Raw genomic sequence first — 21,466 nt, forward strand, 5'->3', positions numbered from 1 at the left:
CTATTGGAACATAAACATGTATTTTTCGACAAAGAAGGATACAATATATGAGAATGACCAGGAAAGGGTGGAATTAAGAAACATGCAATTTAAAAAAATCGGCGTCATCGGCGGCGGCACCATGGGCCAAGGTATTTCTGAAATGCTCGCGTCCAAAGGAATTGATGTGCTGTTGGTAGAGCAGACACCAGAGAAACTAGACTACGCCTACAATATGATTGAAACGAGTCTGGACAAACAGCTGGAAAAGTGGGCAATTACTCAAGCGGAGAAAAAATTGATTTTATCCCGCATAGAAAAAGTATCCCATTTGGCGGAGCTTGGCGGTTGTGATATGGTCATTGAGACCATTACAGAAAACCTGGACGAGAAGAAATCCGTTTTCCAAGAGCTGGATCATGTGTGTCCAAGCAACATTATTCTTGCAAGTAATACATCCACGCTGAGTCTGACCGAGCTTGCCAGCTCGACCAAGTATCCGGAGCGTGTGATTGGCATGCACTTTATTTATCCGGTATCCCGCATTGATCTTGTAGAAATTATTCGTGGCTTGAAAACTTCGGACGATACGTTTGAAAACACTAAAATGTTTGTTGAAGAAGTAGTAGAGAAAAAAGGGGTTATGATCTATGAATCCCCAGGCTTCGTAACAAGCCGTATCATTTGCTTGCTGATCAATGAAGCTGCACATGTGCTCCAAGAGGGTGTAGCTTCCGCTGAAGATATTGATGATGCTATGCGAATCGGCTACAGCTTCCAAAATGGTCCTTTGGAAATGGCTGACCGCTTTGGTCTGGATTCCGTTCTGGCCGCTCTGGAGCGGATGTTCCGCGAATTCGGCGAATTGAAATATCGTCCGTCCATCGTCCTGAAGAAAATGGTGCGTGCAGGGAATCTGGGCGTAAAATCGGGCGAAGGGTTCTTTAAGTACGACAAGGATGGTGACCGGATATGAAAATTCTCGTAATCAATGCAGGGAGTTCTTCCCTGAAATACCAACTGTATGATATGACGGATGAGTCCGTTCTGGCGAAAGGTCTGGTAGAGCGTATCGGTATGGACTCCTCCATCCTGACGCATAAGCCAACGGGCAAAGAAGAATATACTGAGGTTAGCGAAATTCTGGAGCATACCACAGCGGTTCGTAAAGTGCTCAATGCACTTACAGATGCGGAGCATGGTGTGATTTCCAGCGTTAGTGAAATTGAGGCTGTAGGTCATCGCGTGGTTCATGGAGGAGAAATCTTCAAGCAGTCAGCACTTATCACGCCTGAAGCAAAAAGTGAAATCCGTCGCTTGTTCGACCTTGCGCCACTGCATAACCCGCCTTCCATGATGGGGATTAGAGCCGCAGAAGCAAATATGCCGAATGTGCCGCAGACTGTAATATTTGATACCTCGTTCCACCAAACGATGCCTGAGAAAGCTTACATGTACGCCATTCCACGGGTGTTGTACAACAAGTACAAGGTACGTCGTTACGGTGCTCATGGTACTTCCCATGATTTTGTAAGTAAAGAAGCTGCCAAATTCCTGGGTCGTCCTCTGGAAGATTTGAAGATCATTACTTGTCATATCGGTAATGGCGGTAGTATAACAGCAGTTAAAGGCGGTCTGTCTGTAGATACTTCCATGGGTATGACTCCATTGGAAGGACTTATGATGGGTACACGTAGTGGTGATTTGGACCCTGCAATCGTGCCTTATGTTATGAACAAAGAAGAATTGACTGTCAATGAAGTTAACTCCATGCTGAACAAGCACAGTGGACTTTTAGCGATTTCCGGTATCAGCAGTGATATGCGTGAAGTCACAGAAGGTATGGAAAAAGGCGACGCTAATTCTACATTGGCATTCGAAATGTATGAATACCGTCTGCGTAAATACATTGGCTCCTATGCTGCGGCCATGAACGGGGTAGACGTAATTGTATTTACAGCAGGTGTAGGCGAGAATTCCGCTGTTCTGCGTAAGAGAGTGTTGGAGCAACTGACATTCCTCGGTATCGAGTTGGATGATTCACTGAACGCTATTCGCTCTGGTGAGCCTCGTCGGATTACAACGGCAAATTCCAAGGTAGAAGTATTGGTGATTCCAACGAACGAAGAACTGGTTATTGCCCGTGACACGTTCCGTTTGGTACAATAATTTAGCAGAAATAAAATGAATTTTATACATACATATTTCAGCATGTATGTATTAACCAGTTGAGAACAAACAGCCTGACCCTAGGGAAGGGCTGTTTGATTTTTGGTTAAGAGGAGAGACGTTTATGACGAATAAAAGTACGATTGCCCAAGTAGGCCGTCATGTAGGGGAAACGGTTACAATCGGCGCTTGGGTAAACAATAAAAGATCTAGCGGTAAAATTCAGTTTCTGCAACTGCGTGATGGTAGCGGATATATTCAAGGAGTTATTGTAAAAAGCGAGGTGTCCGAGGGCATTTGGAATGATGCCAAATCCTTGACTCAAGAAAGCTCCCTGTATGTGACTGGAGTCGTGCGTGAAGAACCGCGTAGCCAATCAGGCTTTGAATTAACGGTTACAGGCATTGAAATTATTCATCTGACTGAAAACTACCCGATTACACCAAAAGAGCATGGGGTAGATTTTCTGATGGATCACCGTCACTTGTGGCTGCGTTCAGCCAAGCAACGTGCTGTTTTGATCGTACGGGCGGAAATCATCCGTGCTGTACAGGAATTTTTTAACGGCAACGGCTTTACGAAGGTGGACCCGCCGATTTTGACGCCTTCTTCTGCAGAAGGTACAACAGAGTTGTTTCACATCAAATATTTTGACGAAGATGCGTATTTGACACAAAGTGGACAACTGTATATGGAAGCGGCAGCGATGGCTTTGGGTAAGGTATATTCCTTTGGCCCAACGTTCCGTGCGGAAAAGTCCAAAACACGTCGTCACCTGATTGAGTTCTGGATGATTGAGCCTGAGATGGCTTTTGTGGATCATGAGGAATCCTTGCGCATCCAGGAGCAGTTTGTAAGCCATATCGTACAGTCTGTCCTGAAAAATTGTGCGAAGGAGCTTGAAACGATTGGACGCGATGTTTCGAAGCTGGAGCAAATTCAAGGCGAATTCCCGCGCATAACGTATGATGAGGCGATTGCGTTCCTCCAAGGTGAAGGATTCGATATTCCTTGGGGTGAAGACTTTGGCGCTCCACATGAAACGGCTATTGCCGAGAGATACAACAAGCCTGTGTTCATTACACATTGGCCGGCTCACATTAAGGCATTTTATATGAAACCTGACCCAACTCGTCCAGAGGTTGTTCTGTGTGCCGATATGATCGCTCCCGAAGGCTACGGCGAAATTATCGGGGGTTCCCAACGGATCGATGATCCGGCCTTGATGGAAGAGCGTTTTAACGAGCATAACTTAGCACGTGAAGCTTACCAGTGGTATATGGATCTGCGCACCTATGGCAGTGTTCCGCATTCCGGCTTTGGACTGGGACTGGAGCGTACAGTAGCATGGATTTGCGGGCTTGATCATGTACGTGAAACGATTCCGTTCCCACGTATGCTGTATCGTCTGTATCCGTAACCGATGACCGGATCATTCGACAAGACATCTGCGGCAGGGTGGGCGGAGGGAGTAGCCTTTGCAATGGAAGCCGGAATGGTTCAGATTCCCTACGCCCTGCTCAAGCATTATCGGACGCTTCGGCTGACGGATGGTGAAATGCTGCTGCTGATGCAGCTACTTGCTTTTAAACAGGCAGAACGTAATGAATTTCCGACATGGGAGCAGTTACAGGCTCGTATCGGATGCACTGCGAACGAAATCGCACTCTATTTCAGCAAGCTGACGAAAGAAGGTTTTCTGAAAATTGATTCTGTGGAGGACCGCAGCTCATCCGTACAATTTGAACGCTACAATTTGACGGGACTGTATCGCAAGCTGGCGGAATGTATGATTGCCGAGCGTACGGAGCCAAACGATGAGGACGACTTTTTGTTTGCCGGGCAACCGGAAATTCAGAATGGAATAACGCAATCTTCGTCTACAGAAGAACGAAATTTGTTCACGATTTTCGAGAAAGAATTTGGTCGACCGCTGTCACCGATGGAATACGAGACGATCAACAGCTGGATGGATCAGGATCGTTATCCCGAAGAGCTGATTTTGCTGGCTTTGAAGGAAGCGGTGTTTGCAGGAAAGGTGCACTTCCGGTATATAGACCGCATATTGCTGGAGTGGAGTCGAAATCGTGTCCGCAATGCACAGGATGCCAAAGAATACGCCCAGCGATTCCGTGGTGGCGGACGCGGCTAAAGCAGCGGTCTGTGTCTTGCAGGAAGTAGACCAGTGTACGATGGCTCTCAGCCTGAAGTGGCCATGCCATGGACAAGGCGGGGGATATCGCCTGTGCACATCAATGAAGCAGAAAATTAAAGCGAGCAAGCAGGCTTTAGTGATAGAGGACACACCACTCCGGTTGGAGGGTGTGTCCTTTTTAAATATTTTCAAAAAATATGCAGGGGGAGGAGATTCCCTGACGTCTATAGTATTGGGAAGGGGGAGAGCGTCATTGATATAGAGAGAATCATTGAGCGAATCCGGTCTGGTGACCGGCAGGCGTTCCGTGAGATCGTAGAACTATACAGCAAGCATGTGTTTCAGATCACCTATTCAGTATTGCATGACAGTAAGGAAGCGGAAGATGCCGCGCAGGAAGCGTTCGTTCAGGTGTATAAGTCTCTCCCCCAGTACCGGAACGAAGGTTTCAAGACGTGGCTGAGTCGAATTGCGCTCCACAAAGCGCTGGATATCAAGCGCAAACAGGACAGGCGGCCCACAGAGCTCGTAGACGTTGCACAAACGCTCGTGCAGTTCCCTTCCCGGGATGAGGATATGCTGTCGCGTATGATCCGCGAGGAACGCAATGTAGAACTATCGGAAAAAATCGCCCAGCTGCCCCAGCAGCATCGGGATATTATTCGAGCCTATTATATGCAGGGCAAAACTTATGACCAAATTGCGGATGAGACGCAGGTCGCTTTAAAAACGGTAGAGTCCAGACTTTACCGGGCACGGCAATGGATTCGAAATCACTGGAAGGAGGAGGAATGGCAATGACTGAACAACAGGATAAACCGTGGATGGAAGGGCAATTAAAGGATTGGCATGCTTATATAACAGGAACTTGCACGTTAGAAGAGTCCGAGCGGCTGGAAAAGCTTTTGCTGGAAGACGAACAGGCGCTGGATGTATATCTTGCTGCACTGGAGCAACTGGAACCGACACTACAAGATTTTTCTGCCCGGATGAATACGGAGCGCTTCACAGATAGAGTCATGGCCGCTCTTCCTGATATAGATGCAGAAGCGAGTCAAGTCATTTTCAAGAAGCGTCGCTGGTTTGAAAAGCCTGTGTCCCACTATCTCATAGCGGCAAGCCTGACCTTGATCCTGCTGTCCAGTGGAGCTTTTGATAAAATCATGCTGCAAAACAACGGGAAGCCGCTTCCTCCGAAAGAACGCGTCTCTTACAGTGAAGAGGTCATGCGAGCTGCGACATCCTGGCTCGACAAATTAAAGCCCTAAAAGAATCAGACTTAGCTTAAACTCCAAGATTGGAAAGGAAGTGTAGCTGTGCCTTATACGGAACCAAGCAAACTGCTGGCATTTCTGTTGAACATTATCCCCGGTGTAGGACACTATTACTGGAAGCGGCAAGCCAATGCGTTTGTATACACGATTTTGTTTTTTGGATGTCTGACGGGAGGAATTTTTCTTGCGGCATTAGTGAGAGACGAAGGGCCTTTTTTGGCTGGTATTTTTGTAGCCTTTCTGATCTGGGGATTGAGCATGCTGCATATCATAATCAGTTTGTTGCGTAATAAAGCTCATGCAGTTGCTCCATATCCTCTACATGCAGGTCCGAACCCCTATGGCTTTTATGCTCAAGGTGCGCCTTATGGAGGTGAAGGATTGGCAGGAGAAGCGCCGGAGGGCATGACGGATGCAAATACGGATGTACCGGGAGCAGGAGTAGGCTATGGTACAGGTTATAACCCTTATGAGCAAGGCCTCTACGGAACGGCAGGTTTGCCCGCTGATCGAAAAGGATCGGACAATGAACGTTTTTTCACGATTTTGCTGTCGTTCATTCCCGGATTGGGACACCTCCACCTGGGACTGATGCAGCGTGGTTTATCTTTTCTGATGTCCTTCTTCGGCTTTGGCGTGATTCTTATCTTTATTACCAGCGTGACAAACGAATCTGGATTTATGGCGTTTGCGGGCGTGCTGCCGATTATTTGGCTGTATTGTATGTTTGATGCGGTACAGCATGTACATCGCAAGCAAGCGGGAGAAATTCTTCAGGACCGGACTTTGTTTGAGGAGCTGGAGCATGGAAGAGTCGAGGGGCGGCGCAGCAAAATGCTGGCTACCATTTTATCGGTATTTCCCGGCGCCGGACATATGTATATCGGTCTGCAAAAACGGGGACTTCAGCTCATGCTTCTATTTTTAGGAGGAATTTATGTGCTGGACGTACTGCATCTTTCGCTCTTTTTATTCCTGATTCCAGTCGTCTGGTTTTACAGTTTTTTTGATGCATTGCAGCAGGTAAGCCGCTATGGCCAGGAACCACTAATCGACAAACCTGTGATCGGCATGTTTGCACAGTACCATCGCTGGGTAGGCTTGGGGCTGCTGGCGCTGGGTGCTTATTACATTCTGATTAACATCCTAGTTCCTGTGCTGGATCGCCTGTTTCCAGAAGGGCAAATTTACAATCTTGTTGACACGTATTTACGAACCATTATTGTGTCCTTTTTGCTAATCGGCGGTGGTATTTGGATGATGATTGGCAATTCCAAAACGAAACGGACAAAGGAGAAGCAATAAAATGGATACTGAATTTTCAAAAAGTGAGGCTCCCGTTAAGGGAGTTCATCACTCTCATAGTGACGTAACAAGCTCTACAGGCTTATCAGGAGCTTTATTCAATAAGAACAGCGACTCCTCCAAGACGTCGAGCACTCCAGCAGGGGTATGGAAGGTTGGAAGGCTGTCGATGGGACTTTTCCTTGTCCTGTTGGGAGGTATCATGTTTGCCTCCAAGTTTTGGGGAACTGGCGTCCTGGAGCAGGTATTGACCTGGTGGCCTGTCGTATTTGTTTTACTGGGATTGGAGATTTTAATGTATACAGCGTGGAAAGGGACACGTGAGCGCATTCGTTATGATTTGTTCAGTATGTTTATTACGGCTGTATTGGTTTTTTTCTGTATCGGATTTGCTTTGGTCAGCTCACTGGGACTTACTACGCAAGTCAGGGAAATGATGGGTTCTGTGCAGGAAACAAGGCTTCTTCCCGATTGGCATGAGAAAATGCCTGCCGGCGTGACCAAGGTGATTGTGCAGGGAAAAAATCCGTATGCGGTCAAAATTGATACAACCACCTCACCAGAGGTGCATGTGTTCGGAAGTTATGTATATACAGGCAACGAGAACGAATTCAAAGGACAAGAGCTATACCAGACAAAGCAAATCGGAGATACGTTATATGTGCTGCTCGGCCAAATTCCAACACGTTTTATGCAGGATCGGCAGCAGCTTGACGTTACGATTGCGGTTCCCAAGGGAATTGTGGTTACTGTACGTGATAGCCAGGGGAATATCATCGGGGAATAGGGGGAGCTTCTGGCTCCAGCTTTACATTCTGCCTCTTTCACGCGATACTTTAAAGAGAAGCCCTGTAGATTCATTCAGTGTATGGAATCATCGGGCAGAGCTTCGACCAAGTGGATTGAATGCAAGAGGAATGTGATCTGGAAAGAGAGGAAAACTATGATATCTTTAAATCCTGATACGCTTACAGGGCGCGAAAATTACAAACTGTTAAGCGGAAGTATTATCCCGAGGCCGGTAGCCTTTGTAACGACGTTGAGCAGCGAAGGAGTGCTGAATGGAGCCCCGTTCAGTTATTTTTCCATCGTAGCTTCCGAGCCGCCGCTTCTGTCCGTATCCGTACAACGTGTGGGCGGAGTGTCCAAAGATACAGCGCGCAATGCGATGGAGCAAAAAGCTTTTGTCGTACATATCACAGATGAGGACAATGTAGGCGCAGTGAATGTGACGGCTTCTCGTCTGTCGCCGGATGAGAGTGAAATTACGTTAGCAGGACTAACGCCGATTCAAAGTACAAAAATTGCAGTTCCGGGTGTAAGCGAAGCGAAAATACGGATGGAATGTGTCCTGGAGCGGGCAATACCGCTGGGAGGTACGGAGAGCGCACCGGCCTGTGATCTGCTGATCGGGCGCGTGGTACAGTATCATTTGTCTGAGGAAGCGTATCAAAATACCTACATCATTGCCCAAAATTTGCGTCCGGTGAGCCGATTGGCCGGAAACGACTATGCGAAGCTGGGTGAGCAATTCAAGCTGGAGCGTCCCCAATAGGGGGCGTTTTTTTATTGCATAAAGGGCTAGTGAATATTCTGTCCATTGCTGCGTATACATTTAAGAGTGTGCGAGAAAACGTGAGAAGCCATTAACACAATTCTCCCATAAAAGGAGGAACATAGTTATGAGCAAGATTGCAATCGTTACGGGTTCTGCAGGCGGATTAGGAAAAGGGATCGCAGAGAGGCTGTGCAAAGATGGTTTCAGTGTTGTACTTCATGACATCAATGAAGCGTTGCTAAACGAAACGGTTTCTGAATTCAAAGGAAAGAGCTTTAATGTTATCGGCGTTAAAGGAGATGTATCTAACCGTGAGGACCAATTTAATCTGGTCAAAGAAGCGGTCGATCAATTTGGTCGTTTGGATGTTTTTGTTAACAATGCGGGGATCGACGCCGTTGCTCCGTTTTTGGAAATTACAGAAGAACAACTGAACAGAGTATTCAATATCAACGTAAATGGCGTCGTTTTTGGTACTCAAGCAGCTGCCAAGCAGTTTATTAAGCAAGAAGCCAAAGGAAAAATCATTAATGCGTGCAGTATAGCAGGCCACGAATCCTTTGAAATGCTCGGCACATATTCTGCGACCAAGCATGCTGTGAAATCCTTTACCCACTCGGCCGCTAAGGAACTGGCTAAATATAAAATTACAGTAAATGCATATTGTCCCGGTGTTGCAAAAACGAAGATGTGGGATCGGATTGACGAAGAAATGGTGAAGTATAGCGACGACCTAAAACCGGGGGAAGCATTTGAGAAGTTTACTTCGGGAATTGCCCTCAAAAGATATCAAACGCCTGAAGATGTCGCCAATTTAGTATCTTTCTTGGCTTCGGATGATTCGGATTATATTACAGGTCAAGCCATACTCACGGATGGCGGTTTGGTTTATCGTTGATACATTAGTTTTTAAAATATCGAATTTGCTTTCACAAAGAAAGAATCCATTTTCGTCAGCCTGTGTGGAAATGGATTCTTTTCTTTGTGAATATAACCATTCACTTCGAATTGATCCGCTGTTGAACGCGAGCGGGAACTGCGGATGACGCTTTGCTGCCAAGCAGAGCTTTCATTTTAAACAAGGCGCAGTTTTTATTTTGAACTCTTTAGCAGCAGGGAGCGGTACGTCGTTTCAAACAAAAATTCGAACGCCTCCAGATGCTTTTTGGCTTCAAACACATCACGTCCCCACGCATAAATGCCGTGATTACGCAATAAAATGCCCGGAACCCGCTCATTCAGTACACCCGGCACCAGCTTGGCAATCGAGTCAATATCGGCATAATTCGGCAGCACGGGAATGTGGATGGCAGCATTTTCTTCCCAAATGTTAAAAGCCTTAATCAGCTCGATGCCTTGCACAGGTACAGAGCCCTGCTCCCCGTAATATTCGGAAATCAGGTTGTTAAACACGGTATGCACATGAAAAACCGCTCCGCAGCCTGTCAGACGGTAAATTTCACAATGAATCAGCGTTTCAGCGCTCGGCTTGAGATTGGTGGCTTCAGCCGCTTTCCCGTATTGGTCAACAAACAGAAAATCTTCCGCTGTCCGCTTTGTCTTGTCCTTGCCGCTGGCAGTAACTGCAAAATAAAATTGTTCGGGCTGAAAATCACCGATGCGGATCGACAAATTGCCGCTCGTGCCGGGGAACCAGTTTCGAGCTGCGAATAGCTCCTTGACGTCGGCGAGTTCTTCCAAGGCGCGGCGTTTTTCTTCCAATGTAATGTCTGCCAAGCTAAAGCTCATTTACAGCACCCCTTGCTCCTGTTTTTGCTTTAAATCCTCGATAATGTGGTCAAATGTTTCAAAGGGTACATGTGGTACGCCAAGCTCTTGACACTTTAATGTCAGGTGCGAGCGGGAGTAGACGAGGTCGGCCATTTTGGCTCCTTCAAAATCCGTCAGGCTGTCGCCGATCAAGATCCGTTCGTACTGTTCGGCAGGATATTGACGAATGACAGTCGTTTTGCACATGCCGCAGTCGTTTGTACACGGCTCCTGACATGGATGTGGCCACGTAATCTGGATAATGTCCCCGGAAAAATCAGCTTCGTTGCAAAAGATGTGATCCTGCGGGATATCGAAGGGCTGAAGCAATGGATCAATAAAAAAATCAATACCGCCGCTGGTGACAAAAAATTCAATCTGCTGCTCCCGCACATAGTCCAAGAAACGTGCAAAGCCCTCGCGTATACCTGCTTGTCCAAGTACATATGAGATGATTTCGTCCTTTTGCTGCGAAGGCATGAGGGCAAACATGGCACCTACGCCTTCGCGAATGGAGGTATGACCGTTTATGATACGTTGCATGATAGGCTCATAGCCCTCAGGCTGAAAATGCTGCATGATGGCGACAATATTGTCGCTGTTCGTAATCGTCCCGTCAAAGTCGCAAAAAATGACGGGTTTCTTGGTTATGCTCATGGTTCGCCTCCCCACGTATCAAGTGCGGATTGCAGCTCAGCATGAGAGCGGGCGTATTCTGCCAGCGGCACATTTTGCTGTACCGCTTCAATCGCCTGCACAAAAGCGCGTCCGCCAGCTTCAGTGCCCATCGGATGACCGTGGATGCCGCCACCGGCGTTGACCACAACGTCAGTGCCAAAGTCACGCACAATCAGCGGCACCAGGCCGGGATGAATTCCAGCAGAGGGCACAGGCATGCTGGCCTTTAGCGGCAGCTCCGGGGTGATCAGCTCATCGCGGATCGCCATGTTTTCCTCACGCGGCATCGTCACCGAGCCGTAAGGAGAAGGGAAGAGCACGAGGTCAGCGCCAGCCAGCCGCATTAGCTGACCGAGCAGCACGGACGCCGAAATACCGTAATGCGGCGACGGATAGACAGCACCCGCCAATGAAGGGTGGGCTGCAATCGGGACGGAGACAGCAGGATCGCTGCTGAGCTCATGCAGTACATCGTAGCCGTAGGCCAGTACGTTGAACAGCAGCGCGTTCGCGCCTGCGTCGATGGCTTTGAGGGCCTGTGCCTTAAGCTGTGAGGTGGGTCCGGTCAAATTCGCTGCATACAGCAGCTTTTTGCCGGTTTCACGCTCAGCCGCCTCGGCGGCTTTGATGCAGGCTTCGACGCGTTTTTCAATCGGTGTCAGTGCATTTTCGAACAAAATTTCGTCATCCTTGATCAGATCAACGCCAGCGATCGCCTGTCGGGTAAATTGCTCGCTCAGCTCGTCCAGATTCAGACCGATCACCGATTTGAAAATGCTCATAAGCAGCGGGCGATCAAACACACCGAGTCGCTCACGCAAGCCCTCGATGCCAAATTTCGGTCCCGGAAAAGCGGAACGAAATGCCTCCGAGAAGCCCAGCTTCGTCAGCTTGATTCGACCGTCCATCGATATTTTGCCGAAGACGGTCACCAGCAGCGCGGGAATGTCCCGGCTGAAATTGATGTCCGGGTAAGCGATGGTCAGATCGGCATAGCGTTCACCGGGGCCTCCATCATGAACTTCCACGGATTGAACCGAGCCCAGATGCTTTTGCATCTCGTCCCGCCTGGCTTGCGGAAGCTCGGTCCAGCTGCCCACCGTCATGCCGATGGCAATGGATTGGGCCTTTTTATTAAAATCGGCTTTGTCATCGTATATCCGGTAGGTCGCCAAGCAATAGCTCATTCAATTCCCTCCTTCAGCACAGCTCCCATCTCACGGGATCGTTCAGCACAACGCTGCACCGCCGCAATCACGGTTTCATAGAAATCGCCTTTGTCCAGTGTCTCCAAAGCGGCTACCGTCGAGCCATTGGGTGACATGATTTTGCGACGTAGGGCAGAAGGCTCCTCTCCAGTTTGCTGTACCATACGTGCCGCCCCAAGCGCGGTTTGGACTGTCAGCTCGTGTGCTTGCTCAGGGGTCAAGCCACCACGAATTCCACCCGCAATCATGGCTTCCATCAAGTAGTAGATATAGGCAGGACCACTTCCGGAGATCCCGGTCAAAATATCCATTTTCTCTTCTTCGATAACAGTCACCGTACCTACAGACTCGAACATGGTGAGTACATTCTTACGCTGGTCTTCGCTGATCTCCTTGGAAAAGCTGATGCCTGTCGCTCCCAGCCCGATCGAGCTGGAGGTGTTCGGCATCGTCCGTGCGATTGGCTGCTTGCGGCCGAGCAGTGTCTGCATCGTACGAATGGACAGTCCGGCGATGAGCGAAATGATCAGCTGATCCTCTGACAGGAGCGGGCCGAGCTGTCCAAGTGCCCCGGCAGCATCCTTGGGCTTCATGGCAAGCACGATAACCGGAGAACGGCGCAGCAGCTCGGTTTTGGCGGCATCCTCTGTCTGGAACAGCACCCCGTATTGCTGCTGGAGCTCTTCAAGGCGCGCCTGATTACTGCGGTTAATGACAGTAATGCCGCCACGTTTGACAACGGAGCGAGCCGTCATTCCGCGAATGATAGCCTCTGCCATGGAGCCTGCTCCGAAAAATGTAATTTGCTCGTTAATTAAAAATTTTGACTGTGATTCACACATGAATTTATAACCTCCAAAAATACGGATTGATTTATAATATTATTCCCTGATTTGTCCAGTACCGTACACACGGTATTTGGTTGAAGTCAGCGCAGGCAGACCCATAGGGCCGCGGGCATGCAATTTTTGGGTGCTGATCCCGATCTCGGCGCCAAACCCGAATTCAAACCCATCGGTGAAGCGGGTAGAGGCATTGTGATATACAGCTGCCGCATCCACTTCCTGAAGAAAACGTTCGGCATGGGCCTGATCCTTGGTGACAATACACTCCGAATGCATCGTACCGTAACGGGCAATATGCTCAAGCGCTTCGTCCAGATGGTCTACCACCTTGACGTTCATAATGTAATCATTGTACTCTGTGCCGTAGTCCTCCTCCGTGGCTGTAACAGCCCAGGGAGTCAGTGCACGCGTTCGTGCGCAGCCGCGCAGCTCAACACCAGCATCACGGAAGCGTTCTGCCAAGCTTGTTAAGTGTGCTTGTGCAAAATCAGCGTGAACGAGCAGCGTTTCCATAGAGTTGCACACAGACGGTCTTTGCACCTTGGCGTTCAGCGTAATGGCTTCCGCCATCTGTGTATCTGCCGTAGCGTCCAAATACGTATGGCATACGCCTGCGCCGGTTTCGATGACAGGCACGGTAGCGTTCTGAACCACGTTTTGAATGAGTGAACGTCCCCCACGTGGGATGATCACATCCAGTAAACCGTTCAAGGTGAGCATTTCATTGACGGAGGCACGGTCTGAATCTTCAATCAGTTGAAGCGCCTCGCGTGGTACGGCTGTTGTGTCCAGCGTCTGCTGAAGCACTTCAATGATTTTACGGTTGGAGGAAAGGGCTGCCGAACCACCGCGCAGCACAACCGGATTGCCTGTTTTCAGGCACAGGCCCGCAGCATCTACCGTTACATTCGGACGGGCTTCATATATGATGCCGATGACACCCAGCGGCACACGTATTTTCTCAATCCGTAGACCATTAGGACGTTCGAAATGTTCCAGCATGTCACCAACTGGATCAGGCAACTCGGCAATTTGGCGCAGTCCTTCGGCGATAGCCCCGATTCGCTCCTCGGTCAGCTTGAGACGGTCAAGCAGCGATTCCGACATTCCCAGTTCCCGACCACGTTGCAAATCATCACTGTTCGCTGCAATCAGCTCTTCTGTATGGTTCACCAATGCCTCTGCCATAGCAAGCAGTGCTTCATTTTTTTGCGCTGTGGTCAGTCGGTTCATGGCTCCGGCACTTTTTTTGGCAAGCGTCGCTTTGGCACGTACTTCACTGAACTGGTTTTCCTCTGTTGTTACTGTATTTGTCGTGAATTCACTCATGTTACGGCCTCCCTAGATACATAATGTAATCCATTCATCCCTGTGGATCACCTCAAGTCGGTGAATGGGACCAATTTTGCCCACAACCTCGCCGCTGGGTAATCCTTGTACGATTCGCAGCTGTTCATCATCATAATTAACGATGCCGCGCCCTAACACCTTATTTTCCGGCCCCAGCACCTCTACGACATCCCCGGCATGAAAGCTGCCTTCGACACGCCGCACGCCAACGGGAAGCAGGCTGTGTCCCCCGTGTACCAAAGCCTCCTCAGCCCCGTGGTCTACATGCACTGTACCCAGAGGGGTGGACATAAAACCAAGCCATTGCTTTTTCATCGGCAGTGAAGAGAGGTGGGTGTCAAAATAAGTTCCCGGCCCGTGTCCTTCGACGGCTGCGTCCAGATCGCCATTAGCACTGACACGTCCGACATACACAGGCACACCGCCGCGCGTAGCCACTTTGGCAGCTTCGATCTTGGATCGCATGCCACCGGTCCCTACTGCTGACCCGGAGCCTCCGGCGAGTGCATAAATCTCTTCCGTAATTTCGTCAATGTGCTCAAAACGTACAGCATTTGGATGCTTGCGCGGATCTGCTGTATATACGCCATCGGTATCTGTAATGATGATCAAATGCTGGGCTTTGACCAGATTGGCGACCAGTGCTGACAGCATATCGTTGTCACCGAATTTCAATTCGTCAATCGATACGGTATCATTTTCGTTAAAGATCGGGATAACCTGCTGGCGCAGCAATTCTTCCACAGTCATTCCGGCATTATTCATTCGCTTGCGGCTCAAAAAGTCACTACGGGTCAGCAGAATCTGCGCACTCACCAGATCAAAATCTTTAAAAGCCTGCTGATAGGCCTGCATGAGAAGAGCTTGACCTACGGCCGCTGCCGCCTGCTTTTCATGCAGCAGCTTGGGGCGAAACGGGTAGCCGATCTCCCGGAACCCGGCGGCTACTGCGCCTGATGTGACCAGCAGCACCTCATGGCCTTTTGCACGCAGCAAGCTGATTTCCCGGGCAAAAAAGGCGATGGCCTCCCGATTCAAGCCACCTTCCACTCCGGTCAGAGAGCTGCTTCCGATTTTAATGACGATACGTGTTGACAAGACGTCCACTTCCTTAATTTGTGCTCTTTTTGTAATACAAAAAAACTTCCATCCTTTGTATGCAAAGGACGAAAGTTTATGCTTCCGCGGTACCACCTTCATTGATGATTCATGATCATCCAACTTGAAACCTGTTAACGGCAGGCACCGCCTGATTGCGCAGGGCGCTCGGGGATAGGAGTTGGGAGAGAATCCAGGTAAATTCTTGCAGCCTATCGGAATTTACTCTCTGAACAGGATGGGCCTCTCTTAATAGTCCCTTCAACGCGCTAAATGATATTGGTTACAGAATACCACGAAAAGGTCGAGTTTGGCAAAGAAGTTGTAGCTGGAAAATAGAGATTAACGAAACAGATTCAGCTTGCCGATTCGCTCAGCTGCTTCATTCAGCCTGGCTTCCGAGCTTAGCAGCCCTGCACGTACATATCCTTCGCCGCCTTTGCCGAAGCCGATTCCCGGAGCAACAGCTACCTTGGCCTCACGCAACAGCAGATCGGCAAAAGGAGCCGAAGTATAGCCCGGCGGCACAGGCAGCCAGCTGAAAAAGGAGCCCTTAGGGCGTGTCGCCTTCCAGCCGATGTGCCCAAGTGCATCATAAAAAGCATTACGACGTGATTCATAGCGGGCCACCAGTTCGCCTACACAATCCTGCGATGACGTCAGAGCTGTCGCTGCTGCTGCCTGAATGCCTCCAAACAAGCTTACATAAATATGATCCTGCAGCAGGTTAATCATGGAGATGATTTCAGCATTACCGAGCGCAAAACCGACGCGCCAGCCCGCCATATTGTAGGTTTTGGACAGCGTATAAAACTCAATGCCAACGTCCTTGGCTCCCTCGGCCTGCAGGAAGCTGACCGGGCGTTCATCGTCAAAGCCGATCGCACCATAAGCAAAATCGCTGGCAACCACAATCCCGTTGCGCTCTGCGAATTCGACCGTTTCCTGATAGAAGGAAAGCGGGGCAGTTGCCGAGGTCGGATTGTTCGGATAGTTAAGAAACATCAGCTTGGCACGGCGGCGGTCTTCTTTAGAGATCGCTTCGTAATCGGGCAGAAAACGGTTTTCTTCCCTCAATGGAAGAAAAGACATCTCCGCCTTAGCCAAGGCGACGCCTGACCAGTAATCCGGATAGCCGGGATCAGGCACGAGGCATACATCGCCGGGATTGAGCAGGATTTGCGGCAATTGCACCAAGCCTGTTTTTCCGCCAAACAGGATGGCGACCTCGGTTTCCGGGTCGAGCGTCACACCGTAATCCTCCTGATAGCGCTGGGCTACGGCTTCCTTGAGAAAGCCATAGCCGCGAAAAGGCGAATACTTATGATAAAGCGGGTTGTCCGCTGATTCTTGCAAGGCTTTTACAATATGAGGTGGGGTAGGTGTATCCGGGTTCCCTTGTCCGAGATTAATGACATCATGCCCTGCCGCAATTTCACGGTTTACATTTTGTACAAGTGTGGCAAAAAATTGAGTGGGCAGCTGTTTCATCACGTCAGCGAAGGGAATGGAAAAATGACTCATGAATTCACACGACCTTTTGGAATAGTTTGAGGATTAATTTATCATGATTTTACCGGGTTGTATAGGGGGAATTGAGCTTATATGGTTGCGTGCCAGAGCTTGATCGGGCTATGATGGGGGAAAATACCGGACCAGCAGTCATCGTAAAAGCTCCGGTCTACAGGGAGGATGAACGATTTTGACATATCATGAAGCTCAGTCGTTCCGTGTTGCACTTATACAGGCTCATATTGAACTGGGGAATCCATCCGAAAACCGCAATCATATGCGCATTCTAATGGAACAGGCGGTAACAGCCGCACACAAGCCGGATCTGATTGTCCTGCCGGAAATGTGGAACACAGGCTATGCCCTGGATCGCATTCATGAGCTGGCGGACAAGGAAGGGGCAGAGACCCGGGAATGGATAGCTGCATTCGCCGCCACGCATCAGGTGAACGTGGTCGCCGGGTCGATTGCAGAGAAAAAAAGCGATGGTCATGTGTACAATACAATGATTATTTTTGACCGGACAGGAGCCGAGGTGGCTTCGTATTCCAAGATTCATTTATTCCGTCTTATGGAGGAAGAAAAATACTTACAGTCTGGTGAGGAAAAGGTTTTGTTCACGCTAGATGGCGGGATTCAGGCGGGGGCTTCGATCTGCTATGACATCCGTTTTCCCGAACTGGCCCGCAGTCTGGCCTTGTCTGGCGCCAATCTGCTGATCGTACCCGCAGAATGGCCTCATCCCCGGCTCCATCACTGGCGTACCCTGCTGACCGCACGGGCCATTGAAAATCAAATGTATGTCATTGCCTGTAACCGGGTGGGCCGCAGTGGAGACACCAATTTCTTCGGACATTCCCTTATTATTGATCCGTGGGGAGAGGTGATTGCCGAGGGCGGAGAGCAGGAGGAGATCATTACAGGAACGATCGGATCGGCCTTGGTGCAGGATGTGCGTGGTCGTATCCCGGTATTCGAGGATCGTCGTCCCTCTTTGTATGATCGATAAAACGGCAGCGTTACAGCAAGCATTTGGCGCTTCCCGGTAAAAAAGTTGTCGATACCTGTTTCAGATACAGATTATAGGTGTACTATAATAGTATCCCGACACCAGGAGGTTGATAACGATGGATAACCAAAGTAGATCCGAACTGGCGAACAGGGATGGCCTGTCACGGCCGAGAGGCTTGAACAGACAGGTTGTCGGCAACAATTACGAAATGGGCTATGATCGGGATAAAAGTCCACCTGATTTAGGGCAATCCTGAACACGAACAGGCGAGGACAGGCACTTTGAGATCACACAACACATTGGAACTGAGGGAGGATGTTCTTGGGATACCCAGGCTTGAGACCTTAAGGAAAGAAGTGATGCGTGCTGGATAAAGTGGAGTTTCCGAGCAAGTGTCCGAACAAGAGTATAGTAGTAATCAGGCGAGGCTGAGATGGGATTCAAATGAACATGAAATGTGGTTCGTTGAAACCGGATGGAAGCTATATGATATTCAATAACAGGGGGGTAGCCCCGGGACCGTCTTCTTCTCTGGCTTTGGCCGGGGAGGAAAACGGTCCTTTCGTATTCGCAGCTACTTCTGAGAAAGTTGCTTGACCGTTTCCCGGAAAGTATCAATAAAAGCTTCGGCAGCTTTGGACAGATAACGTCCGTTACGGTAAGCAATGGCCAAGGTACGGCTTGGTGTCGGTTCGGCCAGGGGCAGTAAAGCCGGAACAAATTCGCTGCTGGCGGCCCGGGCGATAAAACGAGGGACGAGCGTCACTCCCATACCTGTTGCTACGAGTGATTGCAGGGTCTCCATGTTGGTGCTTTCAAACACCACATGAGGCTCAAAGCCTGCCTGATGGCACAAATCCATCGTCAGCTTGCGGAATCCCTGCCCTTTTTTCAGAACGACAAAAGGCTCGTCTTTTAGCTCCTCCATATGTACAGGCTGTGGCTGGTCACCGATTTTACGCAGGGCTAAGGGGTGACCCGGAGGAACGGCAAGATCAATCCACTCTTCACCGATTGGCACATAGGAAAGTGTAGGCTCTACCAATGGGAGTGACAGCAGGCTGAGATCAGTATCTCCACTGGCGGTTTTTTTCTCTAGATTCATGGATGAATCCTCAACCAACACGATTTCAATGTCCGGATGAGTCTTTTTGAATATAGGCAACACATGTGGCAGCAAATGAGAGCCTGTAATAGGCATACTGCCCACGACGACCTTCCCTTTGCGGAGCTGGGAAATATCGTCCATTTCCTGCCGGAGCTGCTCGACCGCGTCGACGATTTTTTTTGCTTTTTCCACAAAGCTTGCGCCTGCATGCGTCAATTCCACCGTACTTGTATTGCGTTGAAATAACAGCACCCCGAGTTCCTTTTCCAGTTTGGATAATTGCTGGCTCAGAGAAGGCTGGGCAATGTGCAGCTTTTCCGCTGCGCGCGAGAAGTTTTTTTCCGCTGCAATTTGCAGGGTATATTGAAGCTGTCTGAATTCCATCGCATTTTGGGCTCCTTTCCTTATAAGATTTACCTATTACATCATAGACTGATTATACAATATTCAAATCAAATTCCCAAACCCAATCCTTTTCATGTGTCACAACTGTTATATAGATGAAGCGTTTATTTTCACAAACAGGATTTTAATATGGATAGACAGCTCCCTTAACATTCTCCTGACAAAATACAATTAATCTTAGTTCTGGTTGGATAATAAAGTATATAGGAGGAAAATGAATGCTAAAATGTTGGGGAATACATACGAAAAAGTCAGTCGCCGCGCTTGTGGCAACGATGATGTTCGCAGTTAGTGCTGGATCAGCAGTAGCAGCCGAGAAGGACACGACAATTAAAAATGTAATTATTCTGATTCCCGATGGGATGGCTAATGACGCCACTGCACTGGCTAGATGGTATAAAGGCTCTTCCTTAACGTTAGACGGCATGGCAAGCGGCATGGTGCGCACACATTCTGCAGATGCTCCGATTGCAGATTCTGCTCCGGCGGGAACTGCTTTTGCCACAGGACATAAATCACATACCGGCTATGTAGGCGTCCTTCCGGACGAAGCAACCATGCCCGGACAACAGCCTATTGCAGCAGGTAATGCCAAAAAGCCCGTAGCCTCCATTCTTGAGGCTTCCAAGCTGGCAGGCAAGTCTACCGGGATTATTGCTACTTCGGAGATTATGCACGCTACTCCGGCTGATTTCACCGCCCATTACCCTGACCGTAAAAATTATGATGCACTCAGTATGCAGCAAGCTTATAACAGTGTTGATGTTGTGTTGGGCGGCGGCGGTAAATTCCTGGAAGCATCCGAGCGTAAGGACGGGCAGGATTTGATCGCTCAAATTAAAGACCAGGGCTATGATTTTGTAACAACACCTGAAGGGCTAAAGAAATCAACCTCCAGCAAGCTTTGGGGCAGCTTCGCTCCAGAAGCCCTTGCGTATGATATGGATCGGGACGTTTCGAAGGAGCCTAGTCTGGCGGAAATGACGACGAAAGCGATTGATGTGCTGTCCAAAAACGATAAAGGCTTCTTTTTGATGGTCGAAGGCAGTAAAGTGGATTGGGCAGCGCATGCAAACGACCCAACGGGTATTATCAGTGATGTACTTTCGTTTGACGATGCGGTGAAGGTCGCTTTGGACTACGCCAAGCGGAACCAAAATACGGTTGTTGTAGCCGTAACAGACCACGGAAACGGTGGATTGACGATTGGCAGTAGTAATACCACAAGCAATTATGACAAAACGCCTTTAGCTTCCTTTATAGACCCACTGAAAAAAGCGAAGCTGACGGGTGAAGGATTGGAAGCCAAGCTGAATGCAGATCGCAGCAATATTAAAGAGGTGTTGTCGACGTATTTTGGGATTACGGATTTGACGGACGAAGAAGTAAAAGCGATCAAAGAAGCCAAAGAGGGCAGCATGAATTATGCCGTCGGACCGATGATCAGTAAGCGTGCGAATATTGGCTGGACGACAGGCGGGCATACAGGTGGTGATGTCGTGTTGTACACGTATGCGCCAAATGGAGACCGTCCATCCGGTGTCATCGACAACACGGAGGTCAATAAATATATGACACGTGTACTCGGACTGGATTTGGATACGGTCAGCAAGCAGTTGTTTGTCCCTGCGAAAACGGCTTTTGAAGCGAAAGGGGCCAAATTTGCGGCGGATACGAAAGTCATCACGGTGACTAAGGGCAGCAACAAGCTGGAGCTTCCGGTATACAAAAACATCGCTACGCTAAATGGTAAAAATTCCACGCTCAACGGTGTAGTTGTGTTTAACGGTGTTGATTATTTTGTACCACAGCAGGCGATTGATTTGATTCAATAAAATAAACAGAACGATCAACAGAGCTGTTTCTTCCCTAAAAGGAGGAGACAGCTTTTTTATGCCGTTTTTTGTGCTGCTTTTTGTGTTTAGACAATTATGTATTTTTTGAGGCAGAGGGCGGAACTGGAATTAGAAAATGGGATATTTTGTGAAACTAATCACGTTATATCTCCACTGATATTGCTAGAATTATACATGTACGGTA

Annotated in this window: 21 protein-coding genes; 13 read left to right on the forward strand and 8 right to left on the reverse strand. The window is 48.9% G+C overall.

Going from position 1 to position 21,466, the window contains the following annotated elements; genetic code table 11:
• Nucleotides 1–82: 82 nt before the first annotated feature.
• The 10 genes from KQI_RS0105890 to KQI_RS0105940 all read left to right on the forward strand — a co-directional run bounded on the left by KQI_RS0105890 (nt 83) and on the right by KQI_RS0105940 (nt 9,338).
• Nucleotides 83–955 (forward strand): 3-hydroxyacyl-CoA dehydrogenase family protein, encoded by an 873-nt coding sequence (locus tag KQI_RS0105890; RefSeq protein WP_010345812.1) that lies wholly within the window; start codon nt 83–85, stop codon nt 953–955.
• The gene (locus KQI_RS0105895; protein WP_010345813.1) at nt 952–2,148 is read left to right on the forward strand and encodes an acetate/propionate family kinase; all 1,197 of its coding nucleotides are present in this window, start codon (nt 952–954) and stop codon (nt 2,146–2,148) included. The genes KQI_RS0105890 and KQI_RS0105895 overlap by 4 nt, the downstream gene beginning before the upstream one ends.
• 124 nt (nt 2,149–2,272) lie before the next feature.
• Nucleotides 2,273–3,568: an asparagine--tRNA ligase gene (gene asnS / locus KQI_RS0105900; protein WP_010345814.1), complete on the forward strand. Its 1,296-nt coding sequence runs from the start codon at nt 2,273–2,275 to the stop codon at nt 3,566–3,568.
• 3 nt (nt 3,569–3,571) lie between these two features.
• Nucleotides 3,572–4,300 carry a DnaD domain protein gene (locus KQI_RS0105905; protein ID WP_029390039.1) on the forward strand — a complete coding sequence of 243 codons (729 nt, stop codon included), beginning with the start codon at nt 3,572–3,574 and terminating at the stop codon, nt 4,298–4,300.
• A 315-nt stretch (nt 4,301–4,615) separates the two neighbouring features.
• On the forward strand, nt 4,616–5,104 hold the full coding sequence (locus KQI_RS0105915; protein WP_039774259.1) for an RNA polymerase sigma factor: 489 nt from the start codon (nt 4,616–4,618) through the stop codon (nt 5,102–5,104).
• A complete protein-coding gene (locus KQI_RS0105920) occupies nt 5,101–5,571 on the forward strand; it encodes a hypothetical protein (RefSeq protein WP_010345819.1) in 471 nt (156 codons plus the stop codon). Before KQI_RS0105915 ends, KQI_RS0105920 begins: the two co-directional genes overlap by 4 nt.
• A gap of 48 nt (nt 5,572–5,619) precedes the next feature.
• Complete coding sequence (locus tag KQI_RS0105925; protein ID WP_010345820.1) at nt 5,620–6,882, forward strand: hypothetical protein; 1,263 nt, start codon at nt 5,620–5,622, stop codon at nt 6,880–6,882.
• Nucleotide 6,883: 1 nt separating this feature from the next.
• Entirely contained in the window at nt 6,884–7,669 is a 786-nt protein-coding gene (locus tag KQI_RS0105930; RefSeq protein WP_010345821.1) for a hypothetical protein, read from the forward strand.
• Between the two features lie 156 nt (nt 7,670–7,825).
• Nucleotides 7,826–8,437 carry a flavin reductase family protein gene (locus KQI_RS0105935; RefSeq protein WP_010345822.1) on the forward strand — a complete coding sequence of 204 codons (612 nt, stop codon included), beginning with the start codon at nt 7,826–7,828 and terminating at the stop codon, nt 8,435–8,437.
• A gap of 127 nt (nt 8,438–8,564) precedes the next feature.
• Nucleotides 8,565–9,338, forward strand: a complete 774-nt coding sequence (locus KQI_RS0105940; protein WP_010345824.1) for an acetoin reductase — start codon at nt 8,565–8,567, stop codon at nt 9,336–9,338.
• A gap of 194 nt (nt 9,339–9,532) precedes the next feature.
• Here KQI_RS0105940 and KQI_RS0105945 read toward each other — a convergent pair whose 3' ends face one another.
• From KQI_RS0105945 to KQI_RS0105975, 7 genes are all read right to left on the reverse strand, one after another.
• A complete protein-coding gene (locus KQI_RS0105945; RefSeq protein WP_010345825.1) occupies nt 9,533–10,189 on the reverse strand; it encodes a methylthioribulose 1-phosphate dehydratase in 657 nt (218 codons plus the stop codon).
• Nucleotides 10,190–10,867: a 2-hydroxy-3-keto-5-methylthiopentenyl-1-phosphate phosphatase gene (locus tag KQI_RS0105950; RefSeq protein ID WP_010345826.1), complete on the reverse strand. Its 678-nt coding sequence runs from the start codon at nt 10,865–10,867 to the stop codon at nt 10,190–10,192.
• A complete protein-coding gene (locus KQI_RS0105955) occupies nt 10,864–12,075 on the reverse strand; it encodes a 2,3-diketo-5-methylthiopentyl-1-phosphate enolase (RefSeq protein WP_010345827.1) in 1,212 nt (403 codons plus the stop codon). The genes KQI_RS0105950 and KQI_RS0105955 overlap by 4 nt, the downstream gene beginning before the upstream one ends.
• Complete coding sequence (gene proC / locus KQI_RS0105960) at nt 12,072–12,938, reverse strand: pyrroline-5-carboxylate reductase (protein ID WP_010345828.1); 867 nt, start codon at nt 12,936–12,938, stop codon at nt 12,072–12,074. Before proC ends, KQI_RS0105955 begins: the two co-directional genes overlap by 4 nt.
• 39 nt (nt 12,939–12,977) lie before the next feature.
• On the reverse strand, nt 12,978–14,270 hold the full coding sequence (locus tag KQI_RS0105965) for a glutamate-5-semialdehyde dehydrogenase (RefSeq protein ID WP_010345829.1): 1,293 nt from the start codon (nt 14,268–14,270) through the stop codon (nt 12,978–12,980).
• A gap of 12 nt (nt 14,271–14,282) precedes the next feature.
• Complete coding sequence (gene proB, locus KQI_RS0105970) at nt 14,283–15,491, reverse strand: glutamate 5-kinase (RefSeq protein WP_010345830.1); 1,209 nt, start codon at nt 15,489–15,491, stop codon at nt 14,283–14,285.
• A 240-nt stretch (nt 15,492–15,731) separates the two neighbouring features.
• Complete coding sequence (locus KQI_RS0105975) at nt 15,732–16,913, reverse strand: pyridoxal phosphate-dependent aminotransferase (RefSeq protein ID WP_010345831.1); 1,182 nt, start codon at nt 16,911–16,913, stop codon at nt 15,732–15,734.
• 178 nt (nt 16,914–17,091) lie between these two features.
• Between KQI_RS0105975 and KQI_RS0105980 the strand changes: the two genes are divergently transcribed.
• Together KQI_RS0105980 and KQI_RS28735 are read left to right on the forward strand one after the other, a co-directional pair.
• A complete protein-coding gene (locus tag KQI_RS0105980) occupies nt 17,092–17,910 on the forward strand; it encodes a carbon-nitrogen family hydrolase (protein ID WP_010345832.1) in 819 nt (272 codons plus the stop codon).
• Nucleotides 17,911–18,028: 118 nt separating this feature from the next.
• Nucleotides 18,029–18,169: a hypothetical protein gene (locus KQI_RS28735; protein ID WP_010345833.1), complete on the forward strand. Its 141-nt coding sequence runs from the start codon at nt 18,029–18,031 to the stop codon at nt 18,167–18,169.
• Nucleotides 18,170–18,487: 318 nt separating this feature from the next.
• Here KQI_RS28735 and KQI_RS0105990 read toward each other — a convergent pair whose 3' ends face one another.
• Entirely contained in the window at nt 18,488–19,405 is a 918-nt protein-coding gene (locus KQI_RS0105990; RefSeq protein ID WP_010345835.1) for a LysR family transcriptional regulator, read from the reverse strand.
• 239 nt (nt 19,406–19,644) lie between these two features.
• Between KQI_RS0105990 and KQI_RS0105995 the strand changes: the two genes are divergently transcribed.
• Nucleotides 19,645–21,261, forward strand: coding sequence for an alkaline phosphatase (locus KQI_RS0105995; RefSeq protein WP_010345836.1), 1,617 nt, complete (start codon nt 19,645–19,647; stop codon nt 21,259–21,261).
• Nucleotides 21,262–21,466: the final 205 nt, after the last annotated feature.

This window comes from Paenibacillus peoriae KCTC 3763, assembly GCF_000236805.1.
GTDB lineage: Bacteria > Bacillota > Bacilli > Paenibacillales > Paenibacillaceae > Paenibacillus > Paenibacillus peoriae.